We start from the raw sequence: 20,321 nt of genomic DNA, 5'->3' as shown, positions 1-20,321 counted from the left end.
AACACCTGACATCTGCGTGCTGAGACACAGGAGTCTCCGGACCTAAAGGCGAGCTTACACCGTGTGTTCATCACCGTGGTACAGACTGGTGCGGTTGCGGCCTCCGCTTTTGGAGAGATACATCGCCGCGTCCGCCTGATTCAGCAGTTCCTCCAGCGTTTGCCTGCGGTTGGCAGGACAGTGGGCCACGCCGATGCTGATGGTCACGCGAAGAATCTTGTCCTGAAAAGCAATCCGCATGTCCTCAATGGTTCGACGAAGTTTTTCCGCCGTCTCCACCGCCTGCTGAGAGGACAGGTCCTCCAGCAGCACTGCAAATTCCTCGCCCCCGTAGCGCCCCACCAGATCATTTTTACGAAAATGCGTCCGCGCAGCCTGCGCAATGGCCTTCAGCACCGCATCTCCGCAGGGGTGGCCATAGGTGTCGTTTACCTGCTTAAAATGGTCCACGTCAATCATCAAAAGCGCCAGTGCCCGCTGTCCCCCGTCTCCTGTCAGCGTCTGTCTGGCAAGATCAAAAAACGTACCCCGGTTATATACCCCGGTCAGCGCGTCCATAGTGGCCTGACGGTGCAGGTCCTCCAGCAGATGACTTTCCACGGTCACATCCCGAAAGACAATGCAGATGCCGCTGTTTTTCGTGCCCTGAAAAACCGGATTCGCGGTGATTTTATAGCGCCGGGCCTCCCCGCCTTTCCAAATCAGCGTCTCGCCCTGCGGCTTAAAGCCCTCCACGGCCTCAAGAGATTCACCGGACACCATGCGGGAGAGCTGTGGAAACAGGCGCCTTGCCGACTGGTTCGCGTCCAAAAGGTGAAAGTCGGCGTCACACACGATAAATGCGTCCTCCAGCCCATCAATCACCTGCGCCCGGGCCAGCGGAAGCACGTTCAGAAGGTTTTGCGTCAGGGCGGAATAAAGAAATACCGCCAAAGCGGAGACATAGGCGACGGGCGTAAAATCATAGCTTTCGTTGCCGCCGATAAAGATAAAGAAAAAGTTGGACACCAGCGGAACCAGCCAGCCCAGCAGCAAAATAAAGCTCTGCCTTCGTTGAGCTTTGCTGCCGGTTCGGATGTGGCTGATGATGAGAAACAGGCCCAGAGCAATACAGATGTAATTCAGGAGCACCCCAAGGAGATAGGCAATGCCGTCGGTATGCTGAATGCTGGAAATTTGCCCGTTGGTGCTGTACCAAATATTGCCGTAATGCAGCCGCACCAGAGGATACAACTGCAAAGACACCATAGACACAGCGGGAATTGCAAAAATCAGGGCGTGCTGCCGCGCGGAAAATCGTTTTTTTTCGTAAAAGTCTCTAAAAAACAGATAGGCCAGCGGCACCAGAAGCGGCGCGCCCAAATACTGAACCCGGACCCCGTAAAAAGCGGTTTCCAGCGTAGGGGCGGTAATTTCCAGCAAGTTGCCAAACGAAAAAAAGAGATTGGCGACAGAAAGAAGAATCAAGTAGAGGGATTTTTCAACGGTGTGGTTGGTAATGGTAAATACCGCCATAAAGACGGCAATTACCACGGACAAGGCCACCGTCAGAATAAATATGTTTGGCATGGGAAGACCCTCCTCGTATCGCTTCGCGTTGCGGGCGGCTGCTGAATGGAACCGCCGCAGGGAGAATCTATCATATCATATTGATCGTCATTTTTCTATGAAACGCAGAAAAGAGACATATTTCACTGAAATTCTCTCAATGCTTTAACGCTTGGTGCCGGTGCCCCGTTAATCAGCCGTTAAAAATCATTACGGCGTCCGCAGAATTTCCTCCAGCTTTTTCGCGGCCAGACTCAGCGGCTGGCGGGAATCCTTAATCAGGCAGATAAATCGTTCCGGAATAGTTTCCAGCAGAGAAATCCGAAAAATTTCGCAGCGCGAAAGCGCGTCTGCCGCGATTTCCTCCGGCAGAAACCCAAGACCCATATTTCCTTTTATCATCGGGAGAAGCTGCACCGTATTGGCGGCCTCAATATCAGGATGGAGCGCAAGGCCATGCCTTTGAAAAAAGTGGCTGTAAAACTCAAAGGTTTTTGTTTCCACAGCCATGCTGACCATGGGAAGATTTGCGACCTCTTTCAAACTCATCTGTTTTTCGGACAGATACGCAAACTTCGGCCCGCCCACCAGAATCTCACGGAAGGGCCTGAGAGGAATCTCCGTGAGATGCTTCTTCGCGCCTGTGGGCGTGGTAACCACAGCCAGATTCAAAATGCCCTCCTCCAGTGACTTCACAGCCTGAGGCGTGGAATAATTGGAGATATGGATGTGAAAGCCGGGATAGACCTGATGAAAGCGGCTGAGCTTAGAGAGAAGGACGCTTTGCAGCGCGGTTTCGTTGGCGCCGATAAACACTGTCCCGCTTTGCATCCCTGTGTAGCTGGCCAGCTCCGCCTCCCCCAGTTGCAGTTGCTCGTAGGCCGGAGCCACATGGGAAAACAGCTTCTCCCCCTCTGTGGTAAGCACAATCCCCCGGTTTGATCGAATCATCAGGCGGCAGCCCAGCTCCTCTTCCAGATTGTTCATGCAGCGCGTGACGTTGGGCTGGCTGCTCATCAGGACCTTGGCCGCCTGCGTAAAATTTTTATATTTTGCAACAAAATAAAAAATCCGGTAATACTCATAATTGACTGCGATAATAATGCCTCCTCTGTGGGGCGCAAACCTTGGTGCGCCGCCCGTTTCACTATAATAATTTGTTATAGTGAAAATTACAAATATACATTTTACATTCTTCAACAAGTTCATTATAATGTAGCAACCCAATGAAAACAACAGCGCGTCCGTTAAGAAAATGCCGCAGTGGGGCGAGTGCGGTATCATCTGGAATCCGGAGAGGATTGGATCGTTTGACGGAAGGCTGCGCCAGTGGTCCGGAAAACTGAAGGTATAAGATCGTGCTGTCCGCCGTTTGCCGGATACTGTCCGACAGGCGGCGAACCAGCTTTTCTGGCGGCAAACCTATCCCCACCGCGATTGGCGGGCAAAGGCGGGATTCAATGGGTCGGGAGGTGATAATCGTATGTCAAATATTCAGGAGACCATGATGTCCGGAATGAAAAACCAAACCGCGTTTACCATCCCGGTTTTGGGAGGAATCCCGATTTCCGAGGCGGTTTTAACCAGTTGGATTCTGATGGTTTTGATTATGGGTCTGGTGTTTCTGCTGACGCGGAAGCTAAAGCCTGATCAGCCGGGGCGCGCGCAGGCGTTTTTGGAGATGTGCGTCAGCTCTCTCAACGGATTTGCGAAGGACAGCATCGGGCCTCGCTGGCGATCTTTTGCGCCATGGCTGGGAACGGTTGCCGTTTACATTGCCGTCGCCAACCTCAGCGGGCTGCTGGGTCTGGTGCCGCCAACCAAGGATGTCAGCGTCACGGCGGGGCTGGCGCTGACCAGCGTGTGCCTGATTTACGGCAGCTCGTTTCGTTTTCTGGGCCTGCGGGGCGGTCTGCACAAGTTTGCCGAGCCTATGCCCCTGCTGATTCCCATTAACATTATGGAAATTGCCATTCGTCCGCTGTCGCTTTGTATGCGGCTGTTTGGAAATGTGCTGGGCTCTTTCGTAATCATGGAACTTATCAAGGCGCTGGTTCCGGTGGGAGTTCCGGTGGTCTTCAGTCTCTATTTCGATATCTTTGACGGATTGATTCAGACCATCGTTTTTGTATTTCTGACCGCGCTGTTCACAGGGGAAAGCCTTCAGGAAGAGTAACCGTTTCACATTGATTTATTTAATTATTAACAGGAGGAACTAATTATGTCTGTCGCAATTGGTGCTGCTATTGCAGTTTTAACAGGAATCGGAGCCGGAATTGGAATCGGCTTTGCCACCGGCAAGGCCACCGAGGCCATTGCCCGCCAGCCGGAGGCCGCAAGCCAAATCCGCAGCAACCTGCTGCTGGGCTGTGCGCTGGCCGAAGCCACTGCCATTTATGGCTTTGTCATCGGGCTTGTCATAATTTTTGCGGGATAAGGGGCGATTTTTGTGCTCAACTTCAGTCCCTACACAATTTTATTTACCGTCATCAACCTTCTGGTGCTTTGGCTGTTTCTGAAGCACTTCCTGTTTGAGAAGGTAACCGGCATTTTAGACAGCCGGGCGCAGGCCATCCAAAAGGACCGGGAGGATGCCGCGGGCGAAAAAAAGCTGGCCGGGCAACTGCATGACCAGTATGAACAGCAACTGGCCCAGACCCGGCAGGAGAGCGAGACGCTTCTTGCTCAGTCCAGAGCGCAGGCGCAAAAAGAGTATGACGCAGCGCTGGACAGCGCCCGGACCGACGCGCAAAAGCTGATGGAAACCACCCGCCGCCAGCTCCAGGCCGAGCGGGAAAGCATGCTTCGCGGTGTGCGCAAGGAGGTTGCCCAGCTTGCGCTTTTGGCGGCGGCCAAGGTGGCGCAGAGCGAGCTGGACCGGAAAAACGATCTGGCTTTGGTGGACTCCTTTTTGTCCGAGTCGGGTGATCCGTCATGAGTGAGCTTGCCCGCCGCTATGCCGCGGCCTGCTTTGACTTAGGGATGGACAGGGCGCGCTTTGTTCGCGCCATCCGTCTGATTGGGGACACTCCGCCGCTACGCCGCGTGCTGGAGGACCCCACCGTTGACCGCATGGAGAAAGAACGGGTGCTAGAGCGGCTGGACGTTTTAAAGGAAGATGCCCGGCTTTTAAATTTTTACAGGCTGCTGGCGCGCAAAAACCGGATGGCGCTGTTGCCCGAGATTGCCGAGGCGTTTCATACGCTGGAGCTGGAGGCACGCAATACGGCGGCGTGCCGGATGCGCTGTGTCCATATCCCGGACGGGGCGCAGTTGGACGGACTTCGGAAGCGGCTGTGCGCCCTGCATCACAGAGACGCGGTGGAACTGGAAATCGAGACAGACTCCGGCCTTTTGGGCGGGTTTGTTCTGGAGATCGATGGATTTACCTATGATTACAGCGTCCGCGGCCAGCTCCGGGATATGGAGAGGCAACTGCAAGAGAGGCGAATGATATGAAAAATGAAGCGGATGAGATTGTCTCCGTCCTGCGGGAGGAAATTTCAAATTACGATAACAAGGCCCTGCGCAGCGAAACCGGCACGGTTTTAAACGTAGGCGACGGCATTGCCACAGTTTATGGACTGGATAACGCGGTGTACGGCGAGCTGCTGGAGTTTGAAACCGGCGTGCGGGGCATGGTGATGAATCTGGAGCGGGACAGCGTCGGCTGCGTGCTGCTGGGGCCTGAGGAAAATCTGGGCGAGGGCGCGACGGTTCGCCGCACCGGACGGACCACGGACGTGCCCGTGGGCGACGGGCTGTTGGGCCGCGTGGTGGACGCGCTGGGCGCGCCCATCGACGGAAGAGGCCCTGTGGAAACCACGGAGACCCGCCCCGTTGAGCACGAGGCCAGCGGCGTTGTGACCCGGGAAGAAGTCAATGTGCCCATGCAGACGGGCATTCTGGCCATCGACGCCATGGTCCCCATCGGCCGGGGCCAGCGGGAGCTGATCATCGGGGACCGCCAGACCGGAAAGACCGCCATCGCCGTGGACACGATCATCAACCAGAAGGGGCAGGACATGATCTGCATCTACGTGGCCATCGGACAAAAGGCGTCCAGCGTGGCCCAGGTGCGGGATACGCTGGAGAAATACGGAGCAATGGACTATTCCATCATTATCTCCGCCACCGCCAGCGAGCCTGCCCCGCTGCAATATATCGCCCCCTATACCGGCGCGGCCGTGGGTGAATATTTTATGAGCCGGGGCAAAGACGTGCTGATTGTCTATGACGATCTTTCCAAGCACGCCGTGGCTTACCGTACGCTGTCTCTGCTTTTAAAACGGTCCCCCGGACGGGAAGCCTACCCCGGCGATGTGTTTTATCTTCACTCCCGCCTGCTGGAGCGCGCCTGCCGTCTGACAAAAAAATACGGCGGCGGGTCCATGACGGCGCTGCCCATCATTGAGACGCAGGCGGGCGATGTGTCGGCCTATATTCCCACCAACGTCATTTCCATTACCGACGGGCAGATTTATCTGGAGTCAAACCTATTTTTCTCCGGGCAGAGGCCGGCCGTCAATGTGGGTCTGTCCGTGTCCCGCGTGGGAGGCTCGGCCCAGACCAAGGCCATCAAAAAAGCCGCAGGCACGCTGCGGATTGATCTGGCCCGCTTCCGGGAGCTGGAGGTATTCAATCAGTTTGCCTCTGATCTGGATGCATCCACCCAAAAGCTGCTTGACCACGGCAAAGGAATGATGGAGCTGCTCAAGCAGCCCCTTTATCATCCCATCCCGATGTACCGTCAGGCGGTCATTCTCTATACGGCCACGGGCGGTCTGCTGGACGACGTGCCGCAGAGCCGGGTCTCTGCGTTTGTCCGCAGCTTTGTGGACGAACTGGAGTCTTCGCATGCCGAGGTGACGGAAGAAATTCAAAAAATTGGCGTGATTTCCGACGCGGCGGCAGAGGCTATCCGCGCCGAGCTTGCGGCGTATAAAGCGCGCACCGGGGCCGTGTCTGCGGAAAAAGAGGGGCGGTGATGCCCAATGGCAAGTATGCAGGAGATTCGTTCCCATATTCGCAGTGTGCAGGAAACCCGGAAAATCACCAACGCCATGTACCTGATTTCCTCCAACAATCTGCGAAAAGCGCGCAAACAGCTAAACGACGTGAAGCCGTACTTTGATCGGATTGAGAGAACCATCACCGATATTCTCCACCGCTCCCCCGAGCTGACGCACCCTTATCTGGACCCGGCATTTCGGGCCGAGCGTTCTCAGGGTACCGTGGCCTACGTGATTATTACCGGCGATAAGGGTCTGGCAGGCGCTTACAATCACAATGTACTCAAGCTGGCGGAGGCGGCGGTGGCCAAAACGCCCGACTGCCGGATATTTGTGGTGGGACAGGTGGGTCTTTCCTGGTTTCGGGAACGGAAGATTCCCGTGCAGGAGTTTCCGTTTTCCACCCAGAACCCCAATATGCACAGAGCCCGGGAAATTGGAACCTTTTTGACGCAGGAATACCGCCTGGGAAGACTGGATGCACTGTACGCCGTTTACACGGAGATGGTGACTTCCATGAAGCTGGAGGCGCGAATGGTGCAGTTGCTTCCCCTCAGCCGGGATACCTTTCCATGGAAGCCCGACGATCAGTCCCAATATGTGCATTCGATGACCTACGTGCCGTCTGAGACGGCAGTGCTGACCACGCTGGTCCCCCGCTATGTCAACGGCATGCTTTTTAGCCTGCTGGTGGAATCCTTCTGCTCGGAGCAGCAGGCGCGGATGACCGCCATGGACAACTCCACGAAAAACGCCGCGGATTTAATCCGGCAGTTGAATCTGCAATATAACCGTGCCCGGCAGGCCGCCATTACGCAGGAGATTACCGAGGTGGTGGGTGGCGCGCAGGCCAGCAGCCAATAAGCGCGGGCCGTTTTGTAACAAGTTCGGAAAGAGTGATTTTATGTCTGAAAACAAGGGAACCGTCGTTCAGGTTATGGGGCCCGTGGTGGATGTGGAGTTTCCCGCAGGGAGGCTTCCGTCCATCAAGGATGCCCTTGAAGTCCGCCTGAATGGCGAAAAGGCCGTAATGGAGGTAGCCCAGCACATGGGCGGCAACACCGTCCGATGCATTATGCTCTCCCCTTCCGAGGGGCTGGGCAGGGGTGCGGAGGTGATCGCCGCGGGAGGCCCCATTTCTGTCCCTGGGGGGAAAGAAGTGCTGGGCCGGATGTTCAACGTGCTGGGCGATCCCATTGACGAGAAGGGGGATGTCAGCGCTTCGGAAAAATGGTCCATTCACCGCCAGCCCCCCAAATTCGAGGATCAAAGCCCCGTGGTACACATACAGGAGACGGGCATCAAGGTGATTGACCTGCTGGCGCCGTATGCCAAGGGCGGCAAAATCGGCCTGTTTGGCGGCGCGGGCGTGGGAAAGACCGTGCTGATTCAAGAGCTGATTCACAACATCGCCACAGAGCACGGAGGCTATTCCGTGTTCACCGGCGTGGGCGAGCGCACCCGAGAGGGCAGCGACCTGTGGCACGAGATGGCAAATTCCGGGGTCCTTTCCAAGACGGCCTTGGTATTCGGGCAGATGAACGAGCCGCCCGGAGCCAGAATGCGCGTGGCTCTGACGGGTCTGACCATGGCGGAGTATTTCCGCGACCATGAAAAGCAAAATGTGCTGTTGTTTATCGACAACATCTTCCGGTATATTCAGGCGGGCAGTGAGGTGTCTTCCCTCATGGGGCGGATGCCCTCCGCTGTGGGTTATCAGCCCACGCTTGCCAACGAAATGGGCATGCTGCAAGAGCGGATTACTTCCACGAAAGACGGGGCCATTACCTCCGTGCAGGCGGTCTATGTCCCTGCCGACGACCTGACGGACCCCGCCCCCGCCACCACGTTTGCCCATCTGGATGCCACCACGGTGCTCTCCCGCAAAATCGTGGAAATGGGAATTTACCCTGCGGTGGACCCGCTGGAATCCACCTCCCGCATTCTGGAGCCGGACATTGTTGGACAGCGCCATTACAATGCCGCCCGGGCGGTGCAGGAGCTTTTGCAGCGATACAGCGAGTTGCAAGACATCATTGCCATTCTCGGCATGGAAGAGCTGTCCGAGGCCGACCGGCTGACCGTGGAGCGCGCCCGGAAGGTGCAGCAGTTTCTCTCTCAGCCGTTCTCCGTGGCGGAGAACTTTACCGGCTTGAAGGGCCGTTATGTCAAGCTGGAGGATACGCTGCGCAGCTTCGAGTCGATTCTGGGCGGCGAGACAGACCGCTTTCCCGAGGCGGCGTTCAGCATGACGGGCACAGTGGACGAGGTGGCTGAAAAAGCGAAGGCGCTGGGCGTTTCGTAAGCGGCGGGAGCGTTCGTGAGAAAGGGCGGATGAATCATGGAAAAAACCTTTTATCTGGAGATCGTTACTGTTGACCGCCAGTTTTATACCGGGGAAGCACAGGCGTTGATACTGCCCATTCAGGACGGGCAATACGGGATTCTTCCCGGGCATGAGGCCACGGTGGTGGCTGTGGAGCCCGGCGAGGTGCGCTATCAGGCGGAGAACGTCTGGCATCCCGCCGTTGTGAGCGGCGGCTTCGCGGAGATTACGCCGGACTATGTCATTATGCTGGTGGCATCTGCGGAGCATCCGGAGGAGATTGATTTCAAGCGGGCGGAGGAAGCCCGGCAGCGGGCCGAGGAACGCCTGCGCCACAAGCAGAGTATTGCGGAGTATTATAATTCCAAGGCCGCTCTGGCCCGGGCAATGGCAAGACTGAAGACCCGGGGCCGCCGGTGAAAATTCAAACTCCGAAGCCCTCCGGTGTATTATACCAGGGGGCTTCGGAGCCGTTTTGACATAAGCCGGGGACCTGAGCCATTACGCATAGGAAGTTGGCTTTTTATAGTGCGTGTTTATAGGAATGCGGACGGAAGAGAACTTCTACATAACTTCTACAAACTTGAATGCTACTGTAAGTGCATAAGATTTGATAAGGAGGAACGGATATATGAAACTTTGGGAAAATTTGAAAAAGGCCTTTCAGAATTATCTGAACCGGATGGCAAAATCGAATCAGCAGCTATTTGGCAATTCAACACCCGATTGCTGCAAATTAAACCGTCAGAATAATAATCGTCATCACAATTGATTCTGTCCACGGCGGACCATGCAAGCACCTCCGGGGCGATCCCCTTCTCATGATGCCAAACGCCTGACGATTGTTTCGAGTGTCGATGCTTTTCGGTGACAGCCCCGTGCCTTACATCGGAGTACACATAGCCACCGAGGCTGTAAGTCCTGCCGTGGCTGACGGGGGCTTCTGTCGTATAAAAAAGGCACGCTTTCTTATTGGAAAGCGTGCCTTTTTATGCGTACGGATTGTTTATCGCATCGCGTATTTGTAAATTAGTAAAAATACGGCGTTCTGCTCCAAGTATTCCGATCAATGGAATGAAATTCACAAGTCATGCTCAAGCTCCGTTTTTTGCCCGGCGGTCTGTGCTCTCCAGTAGCGGGATCCATCCCGTTCACGACACAAAAGGCCGTGGTCGACGAGTTCTCGCCGAAGGAGAAAATAATCCCCGAAGGTGTGCCATAGGTTGCAGATACCGTTGACTTCCTGTTCCGAATACGTACGGCCAAGTTCAAATTTTTCGGCGAGATTTTCCAACAGGGCGTGTCTCACTTTTTGTTTTTGCGGAAGCTGCTTGATTTTTCCGGAATCATCAAGAAACTGCTTGATTTTAATAATCTGTTCCATGTAAGACGCCTTCCTGCCGCTGCCGTTCCAGCCATATTTTATGGAGAGCCTGAATATCCTCCGAAAATTCACGTTCCGTTTGCGTCTCTTTCTTGTTCAATACCTCAAGAACGTCAAATGAAAACGACTGTAATCCATATTTCATCCACTCTGTTCGCATGGCCGGTTCCGGACAGGAATTGGTCGAAACGGAAAATGCGAACTTGTTCTGCTGGTCCGCCAGATTCGTTGTGGATTTCACCCAAGCGCGTCCGTTCCCGTTACACTGGATGCGGTAGATACCGCCGACGACCGCTTTTTCTTTATAGGCGTTTTTCAATTCCTTCCGTTTCACAAAATCCATTTGCGATACCCCTTCTTCTTTCCCCGATGCCTTTATAAGGCGTGTAAACCGTGCTTGCTCTGCTGCAATCCAAGCTTGACGCCCCATCAGACATAGTGTAAGCGATTACCGAAGAATAATCAATCAACGCTCCGTAGAGTGTTGAACGAGAGGTTTACAAATCCTGTCACTCGATTTTCCTTTCGAGTGTTATGACACACATACGGACCAAAACCCAGTTTAAATACAGGAAAAGCAAAAGACCGTCGACTTTTGTCGACGGTCTTTTTATTGGCCGGAGCGGAAGAATTTAAATTCTGGGCCTTTTGGACTAGGATACGGCTGTTTTCTGCGAGTGAGGTCGTCTGATTTTTCTGTTCCTTCATTCCAAGGGTAGGCTAGGCGGGAACTACACGACAATTTGATGTGTTTTTCCGTCATCCTCCAGAAAAATTTTGTTGCCCTGAATGAACTTCCCATCCACGGTGATTGCTTCCGTTGTCAGCGCTCCCTTGCTTCTGCTTTCAACCCTGATTTCATAGAGAGAACTCCCATACCGATATTCAATGGAAAAGTCCCCAAATATTGCAGGTGTCGTCGGATCAATGACCAACTCATTCCCCTCTTTTCGGATGCCTAGAAACCAGTTTAACAGCCCCTGATACATCCAGCCCGCAGAACCGGTATACCAGCTCCAGCCGCCTCTTCCAGCATAAGGCGGGCTAAGGGAAATATCCGCCGTCATTACATACGGCTCTTTCTCGTACCTGAGGACATCCTTCTTGTTTTGCGTAAGATAAATGGGGTTCAGCATAGTGAACAAGGTCTGCGCCATGTTATCATCATGCAGCATTGATGCGGCGATTGCCAGCCAGACCGCCGCATGGGTATACTGTCCTCCATTTTCCCGCATGCCGGGAATATAGTTTTTAATATAACCCGGATTCTTTGCTGTCTTATGAAAAGGAGGGGCCAAAAGCAAAGAAAGGGCTTCCTCCTCCCTTACTAGATAACGCCGTGCCGATTGTATTGCCGTTTTCGCCCGTTCCTTTTCCGCCCCCCTTGAGATCACGCTCCAGGACTGGCTGATGGAGTCGATCCTGCACTCGTCGTTTTCCTTTGAACCAAGCTTTGAACCGTCGTCATAAAATGCCCGAAGATACCACTCTCCATCCCAGGCATACTCTTCAATGCTTTGAAGCAAGGCCGCCCGTCTCTGCTCCAGCTCCCGGCCGCAGGCCTCGTCGCCTTCCTGATTGCACAAGGGAATGAAGTTGCCCAGTACGGTGTACAAAAACCAGGCTAGCCAAACGCTTTCTCCCTTCCCCATTGCGCCCACCTCATTCATGCCATCGTTCCAGTCGCCTCCCCCCATCAGGGGAAGTCCGTGCTCTCCAAAGCGGGTCCGGCAGATCGCTTTTTTGCAATGCGCATAAACGCTTTCAAATTGCTCGGACACTTCCGGCGTGAACATCACATCGCCCTGTCCTTTCTCCAGTGCCGGGCCCTTGATATAAGGAACTTGTTCCTTTAAAATTTCAGCATCCCCGGTGCTTCGGATATAGGCGGCGGTGCAATAAGGCAGCCACAGCAAATCATCCGAGATTCTCGTTCTGACCCCGATCCCCGTAGGAGGATGCCACCAATGCTGAACATCCCCCGCTTCAAACTGCCTGCTACAGGCAAGCAGAATCTGCCTGCGCAAAACCCCCGAATCCGCAAGGAGAAGCGAAAGGGCGTCCTGAAGCTGATCCCGGTATCCATACGCCCCCCCACACTGATAAAATCCCGTTCTTGCCTGAATGCGGCAGGACAGTGTCTGATAGAGCAGCCAGCCGTTCATCAGGATGTCCACCGCCCGGTCCTTCGTCTTTACCTGAACGGTTCCCAATAATTTGTCCCAATAGGCTTTTACCCTGTCAAGTTCTCTTTCAGCGGCGCCATCTTTATACTTGCGGTTGATTTTAAATATCTCGTCAAGGCTGCCGCTCTGCCCCAACCCGAATAGCACCGTCTTGCTCTCCTGTGGCTGTATGGCAACGGATACCTGAATTGCTCCGCAGGGGTCATAGCATACGCCCGTATGGCAGGACAGCTTGACCTCCGCTCCCCTTGGTTCTCGGATACCACCCTTCTGCCCCAGAAACTCCTGCCTGTCGCCGGTATAGCCGACGATGGGTTCACTGGAAAACAGAAAGGAATAGGTGCTCTGAAAATTCATCGTGTAGATATTTTTTGCAAAGAAGCACTCATGCTCGTTGTCGTAGGAGGTCAGGATATAGGGGTTGGTGCGCTCCCTGTCCGTGCCCAGCACCCACTCCACATAATAGGTCAGGCTGAGATATTTTACCTTATCCGAGCGGTTCGTCAGCTTCAGGCTCCAAAGCTTCAGCGGCTCATCCAAAGGGGTAAAAACCGTCAGCTCCTGGTCGACAAGCGCTTCCTGATGAAGGAATCTACTGTATCCAAAGCCATGCCTGACACGGTAAACGCCCCGATCCGACCTTCCGAGGGACACGGGGGTCATTACCTCGCCAGTCGTCTCATCCAAGATATAGATCGCTTCAGCGGCTCTGTCGCTTACAGGATCGTTGGACCAGGGCGTAAGCTTGTTCTCCCTGCTGTTGATGCTCCAGGTAAAGCCCGCGCCGGATTCAGATATCTGGAATCCAAAGCTCTTGTTTGAGACGACGTTAATCCAAGGCGACGGCGGTTTGTTATTACCCTCCAGCAGGATTTCATATTCTCTGCCTCCACTGACAAATGCCCCGAAGCCATTAAAAAATTCATGCCCGTCTGCGTCTTTCTCCTGCTTTGCTGGTGCATATGCCGTGTCCAAAGCATCCTCCTCCTTACCGTTTGGGCTTACTGTTGGAGCCATCAAAAAATCAGAGCCTGTTTCGGCTGAAATTTGCCGTGCTGTGTCAAAACAGGCACGATTTTCTTTCCAAGATTCTTCGCTTTTTTGTGCAGAAAAGGCCTAATACTTTTCAATCAGCTCATGCGGATTTTCATTTTCATCGGTAAAATAAATTCCCGTCTTCCCTGAAAACACAATCCGTGCTGCCGTATACAATAAATCGATCTCCGCCGGTTTCATGTCATACGTGTGCAGGGTGAAAAAGCTTGGCTTTTCATTTCCGGAGTCATATATCCGAAGAGAACTTGTCATATCGTTAATGAATTCATCCACCTCCCGAAGATAACCATGCTTGGAATCAATCAGGATCAGCAGATCTACCAGAACACGATTCATCCTCAGATATTCGTAAGCCTTTAATACATCTTTTACGATCTGTTCCTCTCCAATGGATCGAACGGTCAAAAGCAAAATGGGATGATCACCGGATATACCGAACTTCCACAGAAAACTCTGGTTCATATAGTTCCGCCTGATAGTTTCATCCGGACCCCGGTAACCACGCGCAGGATAGAAGACTGGGCCAATCAAATCCTGAAAGGCGTTCAGCTGTGGCCCGGTTATTTCCAGATACTTTAATTCCAGACTCTTTTGTAGCCTGAACTTTTCCAGAATATCATCAATCCGGTAGCCTGCACTCAGTTCTCCTGCCACCTTGATCGCCTCTTCCCTGCTGCTGCATACCCCGGTAATAAAAGAGATGCAGGCGGTCTCTCCTGCGCCTATGCAGAACTGCGCCCGCAGGCTCATAATTGGATCATTGCAAAATCCCGAGTGATTGAAGGCGATGCTGCTGACCACAGAGTCTGGATTCTCCAGAGTATTGTTTCTTCCGATAAAGCGCTTTCTGTCATTCTCATGCTCCAATTTTTTGCATAGCTTCGCTCTCGTTTTTACCAGATGCACCACATAGGAATGATCCGAGTCCGTCTTTCGCCGCCTTTTTGTAAGGAAGATTTCCTGCTCTTCCAGATACTCGCTCTCCAGAAAGAGCTTGTTAAACGCAGGATGGCTTAACTCCGCCAGATAGGTATCGTCTACCACCTCCACGTAACTGGTCACTTCCAGCCGCTTCTCCCGATTCCCGTGATTGGTGAGCATAATCTTGCGTATCTCAAAGGTACGGTCTGCATCCAGGCTGACAATCATATCTGACGAGATATCTCCATCCCTGCGTTTAAATTCCGCGCGGTGCGGGCAGAAAACCGCCTCGTAATGGTCCGGCTCCGTTTTGGTAGGATGATAAGCGGCGCTCCATAGTTTGCTGTATTCCATGTCCTTGATATAGATATAATTTCCTGTGTTCGCGTAAATATCAGGTCGCCAGCGATAGAGCATCCGGTCTTCATATTGACTAAAGCCATCCCCATCCGAGGTAATCATCAGGGAGTACTTACCATTTGACAGATAATCCACAACCGGCGGATTCACAGCTGTACTGTTGATATACCGGTTGCTGTAATGATCCTCTTTGAACAGTGACTTTCCAATTTTTATCGTATACCCCTGCCGCGCAATCGAAATCAGGTAGGACCGGCGTTTTTCTTCCAGCAGGACTTCAGTGGCCTTGATCATCATCTCCGCATGAAACCTCTGCCGCAGGATGCCCTGATTCAAATAATTATCAATGGCGGCCAGATTCATTCCCTGATGATGCGCCATATAGGATTTAACGATACAATAGGGCTTCAGCTCCACAGAATTTGGCACATTGAAATCAACGGACTCAAAGAAGCCGTAAGTGCCGAAGGCGCCCAGTTCCTTCAGCCGCATTAAATTTTCGATGCATTCTTCTCCCGCAACATCCAGCGCCAACATTGTTGCATAGGGAGCAACCACCAACGAGTCCTTACGGACCGGCTGGAGCCTTATCTTTGGAACGCCGAAGGCTTTATACTGGTAATTTGAGTTTAAATCAAAACGGTAATATTGGGATTCCGAGATCCCCCACGGTATCCCCGCCTCCTTTGCATAGTTCATCTGCTGAAGCACCGCTGCTAGAGAAGTCTGCGCATAGGCCGAGCCTTCGTATTCCTTGAGAACAAGGTTTGGCATCAGATATTCAAACATCGTGCCGCTCCAGGATACGAAACACGGAATGCCGTTGACAATGGTCAGAGGCCGCCCTAACTTATACCAATGCTTTAGCGGTACTTGTCCCATGGCAATCGCAAGGAAACTGGTGAGCGCCGATTCCGACGCCATCAGGTCATAGCAGCCCTCATCCAGCGTATGCGAGGATACATGATATCCAATGTGAAACAGCATCCTCTTTTCGTCAAATAAAAAGCGAAAATCAGTATTTGCCAAAATACAGTCTATCTGATCGCCCAGCGTTTTGATCCGATTCACCATGTTACCGGAAAATCGATTATTTCCGGCCGCAATACGGCGGAGTGAGGGAGAAGAAGAAACGAGTTCTTCCTTCAGGCTTAAGGCGGAGGCCTCCTCCACGGTACTGTCGATGAGGTTCATCAGGTGCCTGCTCCAGGGATAATCCGCGGGCGGTCTGAGGTCCCTCGCGTTTAAGTCCTCCCAGATGTCCGCAATATTTTCTATCAGCTCTCCGATGCTTTGATACCCGGCTCTAAGGCTGTTGTCGGCAGAAGCGTCTGCTTTGCGCTGGATCTCCTCATTGCTGTACTGAACTGCGGCCATGAGCTCGGACAGAAAACGGCCCGGATAGATAGGCTTGTCAATCTGCTCTGAAAGTCCGCTTTTCAGGGCGACCAGATGCCCCAGGAAATTACCGCTGTCTACGGTTGAAAGATAGGCAGGATTGAGCACCTCCAGAGATTTAATATCATACCAGTTATAGAGGTGCCCCCTAAATTTCGGCATCTTCTGAACGGTTTCCAACAGGCTTTCCGCGGCTTCAACCGTGGAGCTCAACGTTTCAAACCCGAAATCTCTGGCCGACAGGATCGCAAGAAACTGAAGCCCGATATTAGTGGGAGATGTTTTATTACTGACTTTTTCAGCCATCGAGATCTGACAATGATCTGGGCAAAGCCAATTATTTTCCTTTGTGGAAAGCTCCTTGAAGAACAGCCAGGTTCTGCGTGCAATATCCAGAAGCAGCTCACTGCCCTGTGCATTCTCCTTGGAATGAAGCCTGTTTTGTGGCCGACTAATCCGGTATGCGATTTCAAAGGCGGCGCCCCAGTCGACCATGATAATTCCTGTCAGAATCATTTCCGCAGGGCTCAGATATCCCGCAAATAAAAGAATGGCAAGCACAAGCGCAGGAGGAAGGGAGCTCCACATGCTGAGAAAATATCCTCTTCTGGTGTTGACGATGGAGGAATCCACTGATTCCGCCGTATTCCAGTGAAGCAGGTTTTTTTTGCTTATAAAAATTCGATACAGGGTTCGGATCATTGCGTCGGATGCGATATAGGCGCGGTAGGGAGTGATCGTAAACTCCAGTAGCGCCCTTTCCAACATCATGGCAAGGTCCTTTAAAAAACTTTTATAAACAAAGGCCAGCTCCGGGCGGATCAGCTTCCGGATGAACACTGCGAACAGCAGGATCACCATGGAAAACAGGTCGTTAAAAAAAACAAAGGGCAGCCAAAGATAGCCTGCGTTTGGCATCCACGCCAAATTCAGTAAGATTAGCAGCACCTTGCTCAGAGGTACCAGACTTCTTCTCAGATTATCGAAGATTTTCCATTTTGAAAGTGGGCATAGGGTTTTTCCATCCGGGGCCTTTTTCTGAAGCAGCCAGGGTAACAGCTGCCAGTCCCCGCGCAGCCATCGGTGTTCCCTTTTGGCAAAGGATAAAACGTTGTTTGGAAAATTGTCCATAATCTTAGCCGTGCTGGAAAAGGCTGTCCGTGCATAGCAGCTTTCAAAAAGGTCATGACTGAGAATTCGGTTCTCCGGCACCTTGTTTTGAAGCACCTTGTGGAATGCGTTGATGTCATAAATGCCTTTCCCGGTATAAATCGCTTCGTTAAAAATATCCTGATAAATATCCGATATGACGGCCCCGTAATGAGCGAGGCCCGATTCTCCCGAAAAAATTTTCGTAAATTTGCTGCCGTTTTTATCTGCGATATGATTTCTGACCGAGGGCTGTATAATGACATAGCCCTCCTTCACCGTTTGATTAGCGGGATCCAGAATCGGTTGATTCAAAGGGTGGTCAATCAGGCCCACCAGCTTTGCGGCATTGTCACGGAGCAGATTTGTGTCCGCATCCAGCGTAATCACATACCGGAAGGTGGTAAGAAGCTCCCGGTCGCAGTAAATGGACGAAAATGTGGTATCCTCCCCGCTCATCCCGCTTAAAAGGTTGTTAAACTCCTCCAGCTTCCCTCTCTTGCGCTCCCATCCCATGTAGCAATTCTCTGCTTCATTCCATCTGCGGCAGCGAAAAAACAGGGAAAAGCGCGGATACTCCGACGGATAGCGCTCATTCAGTTCTTTTATACGCGCAGTAAGAGCGCTTTCAATCACCGCGTCTTTCGGTGCGGACGGATGCGGGGAATCCTCAAAATCGAGCAGCAGCGCGAAAAAAAGATTTGACTGCCGGTTCGCAAGATAATGCTTTTGAAGGCGCTCCATATAAGCCAGACCCTGTTCCTTGGAGGAGACGATTACCGGCATAACCACAAAGGTCCGTGCTTCTTCCGGTATTTCCCTCAGATAGTTCAGGCAGGGAATCTTTTTGACTTTAATTCTTCTGGTAAATATAAAATTTGTAATCTCTGTGGAAATCCCCACTAACAGTGGCATCGTCGCCAGAAGGACAATTACATACCGAACGGTATCCCTCAGTTCGCCAAGGGTCCGAAACGCATAGAGCGCGCAGGCGCCCAGCCCCAAAAAAATCAGAAACAGGGTGAGAAAGTAAAGCAAACCCTTCACATTCATCCTTTTTTTAATGCTTTTTGGAGTTGGCTTTCCCAACGTTTTTGCTTTCAGGATCGGATATCCTTTACCCAGAAGATAAGCCCCTACATGATGGGAGCAGTGCAGGTCCTCTCTTCCCTGAACCGCCAGTTCCAAGCAGTCCTTCGCTATTTTTTCCTCCGTCAGCCGATACCGGCGTGATAGCTCAACAATGACTCCGCGGTACATGCCCTTGGATTCCAAATCCATCTTTTGATAGATACCGTCCGGATCCTGTAATAAAATTCGTTCCAAACAGGAATATTTCGCAAAAAATTCCTCTTCGTCCACTTCATTGATATCTCTCAGACTAACAATCAAAGTCCGGATATTTGTCTCAAGAAGCGATTCGGCCTTTCCTTCCTCCTGAAATATTCCGGAGGTCTTCACCTGTGTGTCCCGAGAGGAAAAATGATACTCCAGATATCTTTGTATGGAAGCCTCGTGAAAGGACATGTTTTTCAACAGATAGATTACATGGGAATGGAACGAGCAATTCAGCCTTAAGCTATCATCTATTTTGCAAAGCAGCGCTGATAGGTTGGCTGGCTCCCTCAGCTCCGCCAGCTTATCACGGAGAAATTCTTCCGCCTTTAACTTCACATTGATTATACGAAGGATTTCATCCGCGGTTGCAAGAATCTCTTCAAGAATGCAAAAGCCCAGCACTTCCGGCAAAGCCCAGATCTCCCTATCCGTAAGCGGTATCTTCTGCTGATAAGCTTTCAGCATCACGGAAATATTTTCTTCGCTCAGGTGTCCCCCGGAAAGAGCCACCATTTTTTTTGCAACGATATAGATGCGGGGGAAATCACGGTATTCCTTCCCTTTCAAAACAGGCAATGCGGTGTGGCCAATTGCCAGGGTGCGCACTTTTTTAATTTCCCGATATAACATCTGAAAATTGTCAAAGAGCCAGCGTGCCGCTGGAATCAGAAAAATGATATCGGCGGATACGGCAGAAATGCTGTTTCTGATCTGATTCAGCTTTTTATAGGCGGCCTGATTGTGATCGTTCAGAACAAAGCTGTATCCCGTCAGAGTAATCAGACCGTGGCCTTCCGCCAGATCAATCATTTGCTTCTCCCAATCGCCAGGGCCCGGTGGATCTACTTCTGATGAACAAGCCGAAAAATCAACCTTTTTTCCAAAGTTTTTAAGTCGGTAATATACCATGAATAGAACAAAACAAGACAATAGAAACAGTATCAGTAAAATAACCGGCAAAGGGGTATAAAAATCAATTTTCTTTAAGAAGATCTGCAATTGAGGCTCCTCCTAATTTAAGAAATCCTCCATATATGACGGCATCTCTTGCCAGACAGCCTGCCTGCTTTTCAATAAGAGCAGCACAATACTTCTTTATTAGTCTCCTGTTAGATTAAAAAAATTCATGTAACACATTGCAATCCTGCAAGCGATTGAGTCTTTCGCATTATTGAAGCCGATGACTATTCCATCTGAATAGTGAAATGAACAGAAAAAAGACTTGCCCTTTGGGACAAGCCTGATGGTGTATCTCTATTGGAATGTGAGCGCTATTAAGGCTTGAACAGAAAAGTGCAAGAACGATAATGCTTTTTAGATTTATTGGCGGGAGTATAAAAGCGTTTTGACTTACCCCGGCAACTCAAAAATGTGGGCGCCGAGGATTGATCTCCTCAACGCCCACATTTTTTGTCTCCAGCAGTAGTTATACCTGCCGTTCAATCAACGTCTCAGAAGTGCAGGTGTGGATATTTAGGACATAAACAAGGTTATTCAGCTCATAGCTAAGCTTTGCGAGAAGGTCTCCATAGACTTTACCAGCCGGTAAACGTTTTTATAGAGCGCACCCATGCTATTTACAGTTCCACAAATTAGGACCTTTAAAATACAAAAATTGGCCGTAGTTTGTCAAAGACTGCGGA

At 51.8% G+C, this 20,321-nt stretch carries 15 protein-coding genes; 9 read left to right on the top strand and 6 right to left on the bottom strand.

Annotated features, from left to right (window positions below):
• Positions 1 to 54: 54 nt before the first annotated feature.
• Both RTK01_RS07575 and RTK01_RS07570 read right to left on the bottom strand, forming a co-directional pair.
• Positions 55 to 1,569 carry a diguanylate cyclase gene (locus tag RTK01_RS07575; protein WP_312280393.1) on the bottom strand — a complete coding sequence of 505 codons (1,515 nt, stop codon included), beginning with the start codon at positions 1,567 to 1,569 and terminating at the stop codon, positions 55 to 57.
• Between the two features lie 189 nt (positions 1,570 to 1,758).
• Complete coding sequence (locus RTK01_RS07570) at positions 1,759 to 2,619, bottom strand: LysR family transcriptional regulator (RefSeq protein WP_312280402.1); 861 nt, start codon at positions 2,617 to 2,619, stop codon at positions 1,759 to 1,761.
• A 412-nt stretch (positions 2,620 to 3,031) separates the two neighbouring features.
• Between RTK01_RS07570 and RTK01_RS07565 the strand changes: the two genes are divergently transcribed.
• From RTK01_RS07565 to RTK01_RS07525, 9 genes are all read left to right on the top strand, one after another.
• Positions 3,032 to 3,724 carry a F0F1 ATP synthase subunit A gene (locus RTK01_RS07565; RefSeq protein ID WP_312280392.1) on the top strand — a complete coding sequence of 231 codons (693 nt, stop codon included), beginning with the start codon at positions 3,032 to 3,034 and terminating at the stop codon, positions 3,722 to 3,724.
• Positions 3,725 to 3,769: 45 nt separating this feature from the next.
• Entirely contained in the window at positions 3,770 to 3,985 is a 216-nt protein-coding gene (gene atpE, locus RTK01_RS07560) for an ATP synthase F0 subunit C (protein WP_294854908.1), read from the top strand.
• 12 nt (positions 3,986 to 3,997) lie between these two features.
• Positions 3,998 to 4,486 carry a F0F1 ATP synthase subunit B gene (atpF, locus tag RTK01_RS07555; RefSeq protein ID WP_312280391.1) on the top strand — a complete coding sequence of 163 codons (489 nt, stop codon included), beginning with the start codon at positions 3,998 to 4,000 and terminating at the stop codon, positions 4,484 to 4,486.
• Complete coding sequence (atpH, locus tag RTK01_RS07550) at positions 4,483 to 5,007, top strand: ATP synthase F1 subunit delta (protein ID WP_312280390.1); 525 nt, start codon at positions 4,483 to 4,485, stop codon at positions 5,005 to 5,007. Before atpF ends, atpH begins: the two co-directional genes overlap by 4 nt.
• Entirely contained in the window at positions 5,004 to 6,536 is a 1,533-nt protein-coding gene (atpA, locus tag RTK01_RS07545) for a F0F1 ATP synthase subunit alpha (protein WP_312280389.1), read from the top strand. The genes atpH and atpA overlap by 4 nt, the downstream gene beginning before the upstream one ends.
• Before the next feature lie 6 nt (positions 6,537 to 6,542).
• Complete coding sequence (gene atpG / locus RTK01_RS07540) at positions 6,543 to 7,424, top strand: ATP synthase F1 subunit gamma (RefSeq protein WP_312280388.1); 882 nt, start codon at positions 6,543 to 6,545, stop codon at positions 7,422 to 7,424.
• Positions 7,425 to 7,464: 40 nt separating this feature from the next.
• The gene (gene atpD / locus RTK01_RS07535) at positions 7,465 to 8,865 is read left to right on the top strand and encodes a F0F1 ATP synthase subunit beta (protein WP_312280387.1); all 1,401 of its coding nucleotides are present in this window, start codon (positions 7,465 to 7,467) and stop codon (positions 8,863 to 8,865) included.
• A gap of 36 nt (positions 8,866 to 8,901) precedes the next feature.
• Positions 8,902 to 9,306 (top strand): ATP synthase F1 subunit epsilon, encoded by a 405-nt coding sequence (gene atpC / locus RTK01_RS07530; protein ID WP_312280386.1) that lies wholly within the window; start codon positions 8,902 to 8,904, stop codon positions 9,304 to 9,306.
• Between the two features lie 211 nt (positions 9,307 to 9,517).
• Positions 9,518 to 9,658: an LDCC motif putative metal-binding protein gene (locus RTK01_RS07525; protein WP_294854921.1), complete on the top strand. Its 141-nt coding sequence runs from the start codon at positions 9,518 to 9,520 to the stop codon at positions 9,656 to 9,658.
• Between the two features lie 309 nt (positions 9,659 to 9,967).
• Here RTK01_RS07525 and RTK01_RS07520 read toward each other — a convergent pair whose 3' ends face one another.
• The 4 genes from RTK01_RS07520 to RTK01_RS07505 all read right to left on the bottom strand — a co-directional run bounded on the left by RTK01_RS07520 (position 9,968) and on the right by RTK01_RS07505 (position 19,488).
• Positions 9,968 to 10,270: a DUF2087 domain-containing protein gene (locus tag RTK01_RS07520; protein ID WP_312280385.1), complete on the bottom strand. Its 303-nt coding sequence runs from the start codon at positions 10,268 to 10,270 to the stop codon at positions 9,968 to 9,970.
• A complete protein-coding gene (locus RTK01_RS07515; protein WP_312280384.1) occupies positions 10,254 to 10,613 on the bottom strand; it encodes a GIY-YIG nuclease family protein in 360 nt (119 codons plus the stop codon). Before RTK01_RS07515 ends, RTK01_RS07520 begins: the two co-directional genes overlap by 17 nt.
• 388 nt (positions 10,614 to 11,001) lie before the next feature.
• Complete coding sequence (locus tag RTK01_RS07510; RefSeq protein WP_312280383.1) at positions 11,002 to 13,431, bottom strand: GH36-type glycosyl hydrolase domain-containing protein; 2,430 nt, start codon at positions 13,429 to 13,431, stop codon at positions 11,002 to 11,004.
• Positions 13,432 to 13,572: 141 nt separating this feature from the next.
• Positions 13,573 to 19,488: a glucoamylase family protein gene (locus tag RTK01_RS07505; protein WP_312280382.1), complete on the bottom strand. Its 5,916-nt coding sequence runs from the start codon at positions 19,486 to 19,488 to the stop codon at positions 13,573 to 13,575.
• Between the last annotated feature and the right edge of the window lie 833 nt (positions 19,489 to 20,321).

The sequence above is a fragment of the Oscillibacter sp. genome (assembly GCF_031978065.1).
Lineage (GTDB): Bacteria > Bacillota > Clostridia > Oscillospirales > Oscillospiraceae > Oscillibacter.
Note: the sequence above shows the minus strand (reverse complement) of the source record. Positions and strands in the feature narration are given on the sequence as shown.

Excerpts from the sequence above, each read along its gene's own strand:
- RTK01_RS07515 (WP_312280384.1), bottom strand. The coding sequence starts at position 10,613 with ATGGATTTTGTGAAACGGAAGGAATTGAAAAACGCCTATAAAGAAAAA.
- atpG (WP_312280388.1), top strand. The coding sequence starts at position 6,543 with ATGGCAAGTATGCAGGAGATTCGTTCCCATATTCGCAGTGTGCAGGAA.
- RTK01_RS07575 (WP_312280393.1), bottom strand. The coding sequence starts at position 1,569 with ATGCCAAACATATTTATTCTGACGGTGGCCTTGTCCGTGGTAATTGCC.
- RTK01_RS07565 (WP_312280392.1), top strand. The coding sequence starts at position 3,032 with ATGTCAAATATTCAGGAGACCATGATGTCCGGAATGAAAAACCAAACC.
- atpA (WP_312280389.1), top strand. The coding sequence starts at position 5,004 with ATGAAAAATGAAGCGGATGAGATTGTCTCCGTCCTGCGGGAGGAAATT.
- RTK01_RS07520 (WP_312280385.1), bottom strand. The coding sequence starts at position 10,270 with ATGGAACAGATTATTAAAATCAAGCAGTTTCTTGATGATTCCGGAAAA.
- atpE (WP_294854908.1), top strand. The coding sequence starts at position 3,770 with ATGTCTGTCGCAATTGGTGCTGCTATTGCAGTTTTAACAGGAATCGGA.
- atpC (WP_312280386.1), top strand. The coding sequence starts at position 8,902 with ATGGAAAAAACCTTTTATCTGGAGATCGTTACTGTTGACCGCCAGTTT.
- RTK01_RS07505 (WP_312280382.1), bottom strand. The coding sequence starts at position 19,488 with ATGATTGATCTGGCGGAAGGCCACGGTCTGATTACTCTGACGGGATAC.
- atpD (WP_312280387.1), top strand. The coding sequence starts at position 7,465 with ATGTCTGAAAACAAGGGAACCGTCGTTCAGGTTATGGGGCCCGTGGTG.
- RTK01_RS07525 (WP_294854921.1), top strand. The coding sequence starts at position 9,518 with ATGAAACTTTGGGAAAATTTGAAAAAGGCCTTTCAGAATTATCTGAAC.
- atpH (WP_312280390.1), top strand. The coding sequence starts at position 4,483 with ATGAGTGAGCTTGCCCGCCGCTATGCCGCGGCCTGCTTTGACTTAGGG.